The organism is Mesorhizobium sp. M0410, assembly GCF_040321435.1.
In the GTDB taxonomy this organism is placed as follows: Bacteria; Pseudomonadota; Alphaproteobacteria; order Rhizobiales; family Rhizobiaceae; genus Mesorhizobium.
The window spans coordinates 1-11,589 of record NZ_JAMYRN010000046.1 but is presented as its reverse complement, the minus strand read 5'-3'; the positions used below and the strand labels follow the sequence as shown (position 1 = coordinate 11,589).

5 protein-coding genes and 8 pseudogenes are annotated in these 11,589 nt (G+C 57.6%); 5 read left to right on the top strand and 8 right to left on the bottom strand.

Translation table 11 applies throughout. The features are described from left to right. Window positions 1-638 precede the first annotated feature (638 nt). The 3 genes and pseudogenes from NKI63_RS29970 to NKI63_RS29960 all read right to left on the bottom strand — a co-directional run. The gene (locus NKI63_RS29970; protein ID WP_352824066.1) at window positions 639-1,070 is read right to left on the bottom strand and encodes a transposase; all 432 of its coding nucleotides are present in this window, start codon (window positions 1,068-1,070) and stop codon (window positions 639-641) included. Window positions 1,071-1,200: 130 nt separating this feature from the next. After that, a pseudogene (locus NKI63_RS29965) lies at window positions 1,201-2,202 on the bottom strand (ABC transporter ATP-binding protein). 38 nt (window positions 2,203-2,240) lie between these two features. Further along, a pseudogene (locus NKI63_RS29960) lies at window positions 2,241-3,208 on the bottom strand (ABC transporter ATP-binding protein); the annotation flags it as partial. A 794-nt stretch (window positions 3,209-4,002) separates the two neighbouring features. On the opposite strand from NKI63_RS29960, the pseudogene NKI63_RS29955 reads away from it, so the two are divergent. Then, window positions 4,003-4,251: pseudogene (locus tag NKI63_RS29955) on the top strand (IS256 family transposase); the annotation flags it as partial. Window positions 4,252-4,262: 11 nt separating this feature from the next. Here the strand turns inward: NKI63_RS29955 and NKI63_RS29950 are convergent. Further along, window positions 4,263-5,204: a serine hydrolase domain-containing protein gene (locus NKI63_RS29950; RefSeq protein WP_352824065.1), complete on the bottom strand. Its 942-nt coding sequence runs from the start codon at window positions 5,202-5,204 to the stop codon at window positions 4,263-4,265. 795 nt (window positions 5,205-5,999) lie between these two features. Between NKI63_RS29950 and NKI63_RS29945 the strand changes: the two are divergent. From NKI63_RS29945 to NKI63_RS29930, 4 genes and pseudogenes are all read left to right on the top strand, one after another. Next, window positions 6,000-6,506, top strand: a pseudogene (locus NKI63_RS29945) (DDE-type integrase/transposase/recombinase). 645 nt (window positions 6,507-7,151) lie between these two features. Continuing rightward, window positions 7,152-7,985 (top strand): transporter substrate-binding domain-containing protein, encoded by an 834-nt coding sequence (locus NKI63_RS29940; protein WP_352824064.1) that lies wholly within the window; start codon window positions 7,152-7,154, stop codon window positions 7,983-7,985. Window positions 7,986-8,059: 74 nt separating this feature from the next. Next, window positions 8,060-8,311: pseudogene (locus NKI63_RS29935) on the top strand (transposase); the annotation flags it as partial. A gap of 81 nt (window positions 8,312-8,392) precedes the next feature. Continuing rightward, window positions 8,393-8,710 (top strand): annotated as a pseudogene (locus NKI63_RS29930) (Tn3 family transposase); the annotation flags it as partial. 530 nt (window positions 8,711-9,240) lie between these two features. On the opposite strand, the gene NKI63_RS29925 reads toward NKI63_RS29930, so the two are convergent. The 4 genes and pseudogenes from NKI63_RS29925 to NKI63_RS29910 all read right to left on the bottom strand — a co-directional run. Continuing rightward, window positions 9,241-10,155: a LysR family transcriptional regulator gene (locus NKI63_RS29925; protein ID WP_352824063.1), complete on the bottom strand. Its 915-nt coding sequence runs from the start codon at window positions 10,153-10,155 to the stop codon at window positions 9,241-9,243. A 102-nt stretch (window positions 10,156-10,257) separates the two neighbouring features. Continuing rightward, entirely contained in the window at window positions 10,258-10,746 is a 489-nt protein-coding gene (locus NKI63_RS29920) for an HpcH/HpaI aldolase/citrate lyase family protein (protein ID WP_352824067.1), read from the bottom strand. Window positions 10,747-10,768: 22 nt separating this feature from the next. Beyond that, window positions 10,769-11,125 (bottom strand): annotated as a pseudogene (locus tag NKI63_RS29915) (aldolase/citrate lyase family protein); the annotation flags it as partial. Between the two features lie 131 nt (window positions 11,126-11,256). Continuing rightward, window positions 11,257-11,508, bottom strand: a pseudogene (locus tag NKI63_RS29910) (CoA transferase); the annotation flags it as partial. Between the last annotated feature and the right edge of the window lie 81 nt (window positions 11,509-11,589).

Sequence of the window (11,589 nt, the reverse complement as noted above, 5' to 3'; positions counted from 1 at the left end):
GAGCAACATGTCGCGCGATCTGCTCGTAAACAGCTGAATTTCTTAAAGCAGGGTGCCGGCGCAGCGTCACACGATGCGCCGGCATTTAACAACAGACCGCTGATGTAAAGATTCGCCTATCCGGTGTATGCCGCTTGTATGGAGCGCCGGTCCGGCAGGAGACGTACCCGCTCAGCGCAGCGGTTTCCCGATTGCAAATCTCGGATTGGAAGCGCCGTGCCAGACCGGCAGCAGTAGCAACTCCAGGTAAGGCCAGGAAGTGGCATTCACAAAAGCTCGCTCGTTCGGCGGAAGTTTATCGACTTCGGCGTCAGGAGGCGAGCGGTTTGCCGCGATGAAGGCGTACGTCAGAAGCTTTGCGTGAGGCACGAGACAATGCTGGTGCGCGGATTCCGTCGCGCAGCCTTCTTCACCCAATCGCGAAGGATCTTTACATTCGCGCGATACCCACGATCGCACACCTCTCTGTAGAGCCGGTTTGCGTTGCGGCAAACTTCAAGCCATCGCCTCCGGACGTAGTCAGCATGGGCGTTGGCCGGATTTTCCGTGAAGACCTTGCGTTCTCATGTCCCAGGTTGATTGTCTTCCACCCTTTTCCGTATGGTTTTAGGGGCGACTCCGAACTCGCGTTGGATCGCCTATAGCCTACAGCCGATGCCATACAGTCGGATGCCGCCAGTCGACTTCTGCAGCGGCACCAGCCCGAGCCAAGCGGCGAAATCGCGACCGCACTTGAAGTTCTCCATCGGCGGCGCAAAGATTTCCAGGGCGGCGATGGGACCGACACCAGGCATGGTCTGCAATCGCCGCGATGCTTCAGCTTTCCTGGACAGCGCGTCGATCTTCTTCTTCAGTGCGGCGAGCCGGTCGGTCAACTGATCGATCTGGTCCAAGCAAGGCGCAACAGATCTCGCGCACCAGACCCGGCAATGTGTATTCTCGCCCTCGACGACCTGTGCCAGGCGCCCCACGTAGCCGATCCCTTGCACAGCAATATGGCCGAATTCATAGAGATGCGCGCACAAGGCGTTGACCAGTTCGATGCGCTGATTGACCCTGTCAATCTCCACATTCTGTTGTTCTCCTTTTTCAAACCTCGGCCTGGCTTATTCCGGCCTTGTTGCCTCACCAAATCCGTCCTCTTTGTGATCGCCGACGCGCTAACGCAGACTTCCTGATAGGGATCTCGCTTCCACTGCTTCACTCGGCTCTATGGCAGGCGACCCACCGCTCGCCGGTCACCTTTCGCCATGCCGGTTGCTCTGACGTGCACCGGTCGAACGCGACCGGACAGCGGGTGCGAAATCGACAGCCCGAAGGCGGATTGGCCGGGCTCGGCACATCGCCCGTCAGGATGATGCGGTGGCGCGCACGTTCGACCCTCGGATCCGGCACTGGGACCGCAGAGAGCAACGCCTTCGTGTAGGGATGTATTGGGTCTCTGTAGATGAGGTCGCGTGGGCCGAGTTCCATTACCTTGCCCAGATACATCACCGCGACATTGTCACAGAGGTGACGAACCATTGAAAGATCGTGGCTGATAAAGAGGTATGTCAGCGAGAACTGCTTCTGAAGGTCTTTGAGGAGGTTGACCACCTGGGCTTGGATGGAGACATCCAAGGCGGCTATTGGCTCATCGCAGACAATAAAGTCCGGATTGAGCGCGAGCGCCCTGGCGATCCCAATGCGCTGGCGTTGGCCGCCAGAAAATTCGTGCGGGATAGCGGTTGGCGAACCTCGGATTGAGACCGACGGAATCGAGCAACCCATGAACCCGGTTTTCCTTTTCCTTGCCTTTCAGTGTGCCGTGCTCGTTCAGCGGTTCGGCAATGATGGAGCCGACGGTCATGCGCGGATTGAGACACGCCTGCGGATCCTGGAAGATCATCTGCATGCGCGGGCGGATCCGGCGCAGTTTGTTGCCCTCTAGGTGCGTGATGTCTTCGCCATCAAACACGATGCGGCCTCCGGTAGTGTCGCATAAGCGCAAGATGGCACGGCCTGTCGTCGACTTGCCGCAGCCGCTCTCGCCCACAAGCCCGAGCGTCTGGCCGCGTCTGACCTCCAGGTTCACACCATCCAGCGCTCTGATGGCACCAGCTTGGCGCCCGAAGACACCCTTGTATGTCGGTAGTGCACGGCCAGGTCATCGACGCGGAGCAGGACTTCGTCCCGGCTTTGCTGTGCTTCTCTGGTGAGGATACTTGGCAGTCGCGCGGCCTCTGCTCAGTTACGTCCCACCAGCAGGCAGCTTCGTGACCATCTCGCACCGCCATCAGCGGCGGCCTCTCCACGCGACAGCGATCGAAGACATGCGGACATCGTGGCGCGAAGGGGCAGTTCGTCGGAAAGGCGGTTAGGTGTGGCGGCTGGCCTACGACACTCTTCAATCGCTCCTGTCCCGCTTGGTCGGGCCTCGGCAATGTCTCCAGAAGTGCGCGTGTATAGGGATGACGGGATTTGCGTAGAGATCGTCGACAGAGGCGCACTCGACAACGAGCCCGCCGTACATGACCATTACCCGATCGGCGATCCCGGCCACCACACCGAGATCATGCGTGATCCAGATAATGCTCATGCCGATTTCCTGGCGGAGCTTCTTGACGAGCTCCAGGATCTGGGCCTGGATCGTCACGTCAAGCGTCGTCGGTTCATCGGCGATGAGTACCTTTGGCTTGCAGGCAAGTGCAATGGCGATCATCACCCGCTGGCGCATCCCGCCGGAGAACTGGTGGGGATAGTCGTTTATCCTGTCCTGTGGCGAGGGGATGCCGACGAGGGAGAGAAGCTCTATTGCACGCTTGCGCGCCTCGCCACGGCTGAGACGGAAATGCTTGCGCAACGGCTCCATCAACTGGTAGCCGACCCTCAAGACCGGGTTGAGCGATGTCATCGGGTCCTGGAAGATGAACCCAACCTCGCCGCCGCGGACCTTACGCATTTCGCTTGGGTCGAGCGATAAAAGATCCCGGTGCCCGAGACGCACCCTTCCGGACACGATTTCGGCAGGCGGAGACGGCAGAAGCTTCATGAGCGACATCATCGTAACGCTCTTGCCTGAGCCGCTTTCTCCGACGACGCCAAGCAGTTCGCCGGGCTGAAGTTCAAAGCTGATGCCGTTAACGGCGTGGAGCGTGGTTCCGCGGGATGTGAAAACAATCCTCAGGTCCGACACCTGCAAGACCGGCGCGTCGATTCTGTGCGCTATCGCCTCCACCAAAGCTACCCCCTCGGTTCACCGAACGCCCTCCACCTGAATCCCGGATAGCTCGGCCCGTGTCATCTCAACCTGTGCCGCGCTTGTTTCACGCAGAACAGGCAACTGAACCAATAGCTAAATCCTCACCTTTCTTTTCGATTGTTGGCGGGTGCTTTCGATTATGGCGGGATGAGCGGGCACCATTCGCGTCTTTCATTGACCATCAACAGACGGGCGATCTGAGTCAATTATAGCTTTTACATTGTCGTCATCTTAAAGCGAGATGGATCAAGCCTGATGTCGCTTAGCAGAGATGGGCCGGTTGACGCCCTCCCTTGGCGGCGAAAGTGCCATGAGTATGTGGCCTATGAGCCACGAAGCGGAAGGACGAGGAAATGAGGGATACGATGATCGCGGTGGATTTGCCAAAACGCGTTATCTATGTCCAGGGTGCGTCAGTGACGGGGCATTTGAAGTTCCGCAGAAGCTGACACGGCCCCGCGGTTCACCTAATGGTTAAGAGATAATCGGGCGATCGGCTGCTGGAGCAGTGGGATTGATGCGGAGCAAAGCGGCGAAGCGCATCCTTGTCCATATCCGCGACAGCAATGTTCGCGCTTTGCGGGCATAGTGAGTTCGCCATCAGGCGCCGTATGCTTTTATGAGGTTGTTCCTCGCGATCGCAAAACGATGATGCAGCCAACGGGCGGAACTCCGGGCCGGCGGCCCATTCTACGGACGCGGCGATCGGGCTGACTGCCGCGCCGGATCCTTTTCAGCAGACCTTTTCCGGCCCGCCGGAGCGCGCGGCGCACCGCTGGAGTTCGACGCTCGGCCGGATCGGGTTTCAAGGCGGCAGGGTCGCGGTCGAACGTCCACGGGTGAGGACCGTCGACGGGCGAAACGATGGCGATAACGAGCTGGGATCGTGTGGTTTCGGCAGACCGGTTCGGTCACTGGATGATGAACCTGATGCTGATCAATGTCTCGACCCGTCGACTCGGGTGGGCGGTGCGGCCTTTGCAGGCGACGTGCCAACGGGTCATGGCAGCGATGGCGCCGCTCAGCGGTGCACCACCGCCGCTGCATGCAGCGCCTGAACGAAAGCGTACAGCGCCTGCCAATGGTCACGAGCTTTTTCTGATTCGGGCCAGGCAGAATTGACGGCGATCACAACCTTGTCCTCCGGATAAACGTAGATCGCCTGGCCCGCGTGGCCCCGCGCCGCATATGCGTCCTTGTATATCCACCAGTAGTAGCCATAGTCGGTTGCGCCGTTCTCGTCCTCGAATTCGGAAGGAAGGGTCACCTGCGCGCGGGTGGCGTCGGCCACCCAGCCGAGTGGCACTACCTGGACCCCATTCGACTTGCCGCCGTCCAGCATAAATTGGCCAAAGCGGGCGTAGTCGCGCAAGGTCATCGAGAGAGTGCCGTCGCCCCCTTCGAGACCGTACGGACTCACTACCCAATAGGCCGGTTTTTCCATTCCGAACGGCTTCCAGAGCTTCTCGGCGAGGTAGGCCGACAAGTATTTGCCGGTCGCCTTTGACACCAGGATGCCCGCCAGGAAGGCGTCACCGTTGTTGTAGACGAACTTGGCCCTTGGGCGATCGGCTCGCGGCAGGCGGCCCAGATATGCGGCTGGATCCTCTTTCGCAAACGGCCACACCCAGATCTGAGAGCCGTCTCCGTCGGGATTGACGTAATCCTCGTCAAACTTCACGCCGGAAGTCATAGTTAATAGCTGGCGGATAGTCACACCGTCGTAAGCGCCACCCTTAAGCTGAGGGATGTAGTCGGCGACCAAATCATCCATGCTCCTTATGTAGCCATCCTGAATTGCTGCGCCGACCAGAAACGCGGTGACTGTTTTGCCCACCGACTGCGCAAGCCAGACATCATCGGCTGTGCGCCCGAGACCATAGCGCTCCAGAAGCACCTCGCCGTTCTTGAGCACGATGACACCTGAGGCTCGGTGCGCCTTCATATAGGTGTCAACGTCCATGGCTTGGCCCTTCCAGGTCCACCGCGGCGAGATTTGATGAATAGCAGGTGGGAGCGGATAGACACTGTCAGCCCGTGGCACCACGCGGACAGGCGAATGTTCGCCCCAGTTGCGATAGTACTGGATTTGCTGGTCCGGAGACCATGAGGAAGTGAGTTGATTAAGCTTGCACATGCGAAGTTCCCTTGTCGGTAACACGACTCATTCCCGCACCTGAGATGCGAATTGGAGCCCTTTTTGCAGCAGCTGAGAGCGCTAGTTCGAGATGTCGTTTGCTTAGTTCAGCCTGTTCCATCGGACCAGGAATCAACAAGAACAGAATTGAGATCATGGCCATCTAGACCTTAGATGACATCGGCATAAGACCGTCGGACCGAAGCCGGTCAAACGGGACAGCAGTTGCCGAAGGCGACATGACCATGCACGTGATCAAGAGGCTCGAACGTCAGGGCTCACCGACATGCAGGGCGGGAAGGAAGGTTTGCAAAAAGGCTCTGTTGCAAAAAATCCGTTCATACCGGAAAGAGCGCCGAAGATTTTCAGCGAGATTTTTGATGAGCGATTTCAAGTGGCGTCATTTTGAGGGTGAGATTGTCCTTTGGGCAGTGCGATGGTGTTCGCGTTATGGCGTCAGCTACCGCGATCCTTGAGCAAATGATGGGTGAACGGGGTGTAGCCGTTGATCATCCCACGATTTACCCGCTGGGTACAAAAGTACGCGCACGAGGTTGAAAAGCGGCTGCGCTGGCACGGGCGTCGTCCGCAATCGAAGAGTTGGCGCGTTGAGAAACCTATGTGAAGGTTCGTGGCCAATGGGCATACCAATTCGGCAACACGATCGACTTCTATCTGTCCCCCGACCGCAATGCCAAAGCGGCCAAGCGCTTTCTCGATAGGACCTGAGCGGCCTGAAGGACTGGGAAAAGCCCACCGTGATCAACACCGACAAAGCTTCGACTTATGGCATCGCCATCGCGCGATTGAAAGCCGAAGGCAAATGCCCGAGAGAGCTTCTGCATCCGCAGGTCAAATACCTAAAACAATGTTGTTGAGGCTGATCACGGCAAGCTGAAGCAGCTGATCAGACCGGTGAGAGGGTTCGTGACGCTAAAAACGGCCTATGCGACGATCAAAAGCTTCCAGGTCATGCGGGCTTTGCGCAAGGGCCAGGCTGCGATTTTCAACCTGACGGGCGACATCAGTGGAGGGGCCCGTATCTTTGAACGTGCTTTTGACATCGGACCGAGCGCGCTGACGGAGGCAGTAGCACTGCTCGAGAATCTTGAGGGTCAGGCCGCGTGACGGCAGAGAACACGGGACCTCCCCAACCACCCGGATCTTTTGCAACAGAGCCATTATATTCACTAACGGCGATCCATCCCTTGCGAAAATCGGAAAGTCTGGCGCGGCGCAGTTCCAACTCTGGGATTGCGAGTGCGTCCTGTTCGGCGCGTGGGGGAGTTCCGGAGATCGGGAGAATGAGATTCCGGCCTGGTCGCGGCGGCGGGACTTGTAGCGGTAAGTCGAGGTGTCGAACTCCAGAACCCGGCAGACCCGCCGTGGGCACCGTCGACATAAGCCCGTCATATTTCTTCTTTCAATTGAAATTAGGTGGCCTGACTGATCCCGCCCGGCGGCAGATCTCCGCAACGGGGATCCTCTCGGCCTCCCTGCTTCAGGATGAACGCCTTCTGCGCGTCCGAGGCCACGGCCGTTCAGCTGCCGCACCTCGGCTTTCAACCATCTGAGTTCTAGATGGATGGGATATCGATTATGTTCTTGCCAGCTCGCGGACCGATCCGACAGTGTGACTGTGGGCGGCGACATGGCGCAAGACGGTTGGCAGTTGCTCAGGCTTTGGCCCTCATCTCATTACCTACCCCAATCCCAAGTCTCGAATGCGGGAAAGGACCAACAATCACAACTGTCAATCCAGGGGAACGTCACATGAACAAGTTTGTAAGGATGATTGCAGCTGCAGCATCGTTCGCAGTTGCGTCCATTGCTTTGCCGGCCAATGCCGGCGCCGTACTCGAAAAAGTGCTCGCAACAAAAACGCTGAGGCTCGCGGTTGGGACGGACTGGGGGCCCCTTTCCCACTTGAACGACAAACAGGAACTCGTTGGTTATGATGTTGATGTCGCCAACGGCATCGCAAAATACCTCGGAGTAGAAGCCGAATTCGTGACGCCGGGATGGGACATCATCGCCGGAGCCAAGTGGCAGGGCCGTTGGGATGTCGCCATGGGCGCGATGGTGCCGACCAGGCCCAAGGCAGAAGTGCTTGTCTTCCCGGCTGTCTATTTTTGGAGCCCAGCTGTTGCCACTGTTCACCAGGACGGCAAGGCAACGAAGCCTTCCGATCTCGAGGGGAAGGTGATTGGCTTAACAGCGGCCAGCGAGTTTGAAGCGTATGCCAAGCATGAGTTTACGCCGGGTTGGGTAAACGCCAGCCCTGTTCACTATCAATTCAAGCCGGGCCAGCTGAAGACTTACGGAACGACCAGCATTGCATTTGATGATCTGCGCCTTGGCGACGGCGTTCGTCTTGATGCGGTCATCGCAGACATCACGGATGCGCGCGCTGCGATTAAGGCCGGCTACCCCTTGAGGATACTCGAGCCGGCGCTGTATTACGGGCCGGGAGCTATCTCAATTCTGCCTGGAGACAAGGAACTCAATGACAAGATTGCGGCGGCCATCAAGGAAATGAAGGACAATGGCACGCTTTCCAAGCTTTCGATCAAGTGGTACGACTCAGATTACACTGAGGAACAGTGAGGTCGCAAGCTAGACGGCCCAGCTTAGTCTGGGCCGCCGCGCTTCGCGATCGCGTTTGTGATTGCGGTGAAGACTTTCAGCAGATGATCCGATCAAAGGCGGTCGCACGACTGGATGGTTGGCTCGAGCGCGCCAGGGCAAGCCTCGTCGCCTCTTTTGCCAATGGTGTCGAAAAGGACATCACGGCAGTCCGCAACGCCATCATCTCCCCATGGTCGAACGGCCAAACCGAGGGCCAGATCACCAAGCTCAAACTAATCAAGCGGCAAATGTACGGCCGCGCCAAGATCGATCTGCTCCAGGCGCGTCTCGTCGGCGCGACCTGAGCCAAAGGTGCAGCGAGTTTGCGTCAGACCCCGTTCGAAAATCACCCCTCAAACAGGGTCCTCTTTCCACGAAAAATCACACTCAAACGCGCAATCTTCTTCTACGAGCGCGGTGAGATTCGCGATCGCTCCTTCGACAAAAGCCAAGCTTTCCGCGCGTCCGGCCTCAATCTGGTGTCCACGGCGATCGTCCATTTGGAATACCGTATACCTTGACCGCGCCGTCCATCTCCTGCGTCAGCGCGGGCACATTATGCCGAACGCCCTGCTCAAGCACGTTTCCCCACTGAGTTGGGAACACATCAACCTCACCGGTATCTACTCATGGGACGAGCCTCCTGACCTCGCGACGGCTTTCGGCCGCTCAGAACGCCAAGTGCGATCGAGCGCGCAGCATAGGTCCAATTCATATGCGAGGCGGAAGGGCTCACCGATGGTGCAAAAAGCTGGGCGTTGTAAAGCGGCTTTCCCGCTGATCGAAAGTGGTGAGAAGACATCCACGATTCGATGGCGAGAGCGTCGAATTCATCCAGGCTACATGATCTACGAATGTGACACCGATCCGAGTAGGATCGCGCTCGTCTGGGTGACGAGATGCACGGATTTGCCGCTTTCAGACTGAGCTCTCCGACATGGTTCAAATAGTCGAGCATCGCCAGCGCAGACCCGTGAGTTGAAAGCTTCGCAAACATCGGCACGCGCGTCCCGTTCATGATCCGTTCGACCTTACCCTATGATTTCGAACTGTTCTTGTTCTGACCCCATAATGCGATGTTGTCTTCACGAGCATCGTCGATGCTCGATCCTGAGTTCCCTTCGACTTCATCGCGATAGAAGCGGCAGGTTAATTATCAAATCTTGCCGACGCCCATCTTGAATTGAGAGAAGCCATGTCGACGCGGGCAGTTCGTTTCGTTCTTTGGCTTCCGTCATCGTACGGGAAGCCAAATTCCACGTTCGATCAGCATGCTGGCGACATCAGCGATCAGCTTGCGCAGCGCAACAATAGCCGCTTTGTGATCGTCCCTCGGGTTTACTGCGAGAACAACGGAGCGCGTTATAACGGGATCAACGATCTGTATCGTCCGAACCAAGCCTTGAGAGACTTCCTTATGGATAGCAGCGGGTGTGAGGATCGAGTGTGCCTTTCCCTCCATGACCATGTTTATAATCGTGGAAAGCGAATCCACCTCGAACCTTACATCCAGCATACAGCCATGGTGCGCGACGACATCGGCTACGGAGCGCCTTGCGTTGTTCGCGCGCATGGGCACTGCCAAGGGGAATGAACGCAAATCTGAAAGTCTGATCGAAGCTTCGAAAGGTGGTCCGCTCGGCGGCGCGACGAGACAGAATTCTTCCGATGCCAACGCCTTCATCTGGCCGATGCTTTCCTCCGTCCTGTAGAGGATTGCCAAGGAAAATCGACCAGCTGACATCCACTCTTCCAAAGGCCCAGTCATTCCTTCGGTCATCTTGAGAGATACCCGAGGCAAATCGTTCCTCACCGCTTCCAGCAGCAGGCCGCTCATAACACGAGCCGCGCCAGACGGGATGCCGATTGTCAACTCTCCGGCGGGTGACGCCTTCTTGCTCGTGAGTTCGGCTTCGGTCAGTAGAATTTCATTGAGGATATTCCGCGCCCGAATAAGTAGCTTCTGCCCCGCATCCGTGGTTCTAACGCCGTTCCGTTCACGCACCAGCAGCTGCGTCCCGAACCCCTCTTCAAGCTGCCGGACGTGTAGGCTCAGCGCACTCTGTGCCACTTTAAGAAGACTGGCGGCCTTCGTAAAGCTTCCGGCCTCCACTACGCCGACAAAATACCGAAGTTGCCTGATATCCACGATCGAAGATGTCCAGTCGAATGCGTTGCCGGAATTTATATCAATCTCGAAACGAGATGGCAAACGCGTTCGAAGATCAACCGGAATTTCCTTGCGTGACTCTCAGTTCTCAACGGCAGCGTCAGTAGATCTGCCGGATAGAGCCAGAATCTGATGAGCACGCCGAATAACGGGTGGGTCAATCATCTTTCCGTCCACCGCAAAAGCACCAAGCCCCTCTTTGGAGGCAGCGCGCTCCGCTTCGGCAACGCTCCGAGCCCATTCAATCTCGCCAGCACTCGGCGAAAATGCTTCGTTGAAAACTTTCACCTGGGCAGGATGAATGGCGAGTGCGCCAGCGAAACCAAGCCGCCGCGCATGAGTTGCGGTTTGTTGGAGCTTTTCAGTATCTCGAAACTCACCAATGATCCCGACAAAGCCTAGCGGAAGCAGGCCAGCGGCCCGGGCAGCGAACAACACTTCCAGGTTTGGCTGCAAGAGAAGATCGAATTCGGGCGAACCGCCAACAGCTGAACAAAAATCCTCTGGGCCAAGGCCATGGCTGCCATCCTGGATCGGACGATGCGATTTCCGGCAAACGCTGTAAGGCACGCGGGCTCTCGATTTGAGTAAGAAATCGAATCTGGCCCGCAGCCAGCCCCCGCTTTTGCTCCAGCTGATTGACGGCACCGCCAACTTCCCTAACCCAGTCCGACGATTCGACCTTTGGCAGGACGAGAGCGTTCACCCCTGGAATGACGGATGCGTCGAGGTCAGCAGCAAGAGCGCAAAGCTCATGATTTACCCGCACCAAGGCGGATGCACCGTTACGTCGGACTGTGGCGACACTTTCGGAGAGCTGTTGCCGCGCCTCCTGCTTACTGCCTTCAGGAACGGCGTCTTCAAGGTCGAGGATAATACCATCAGCCCCTCGCTCCGGCGCCGATGCAATATTTGCGCTATGCGGTGGAACGAAAAGCAGAGATCTCAATGCGGAACGGCGTTCATGTTATCGTGCCTGTTGCTATGGACTTGAACCGCACCTCGCGCGGTCTCGGACCCGATTCCGGAAGATGGCTTAGGTGGCTTCCTGTACGTCCTGAGCACTACTCTCGTAGTTCCCTCCCGAACACCGTCGGTGTGAGCGCCGAGCGCAGGGACAGGGCCGAACGAGGGTGGCTCGGAATTAAAGATCGCTGCAGGCGCGATCACATCAACGGTGCCTTCAGGCGTCCCCACAGGAACTCTACGAACATGCGGATGTTCGGAGACTGCCGGAACGTCGCGCAATCGGCCGTAAGCCAGACCTGCAGCTTCAAGCTCTTGCATGGCTTCTTCACTGGACAACTGAGAAAAGCGTGCCTGGATGATGTCGGCCGAATTGAGAAACTGACCCCCTGACGAAATGAAGAACTGACCCCTCGGTTATGAGAGGAGGCATGGATGACGGTTGAG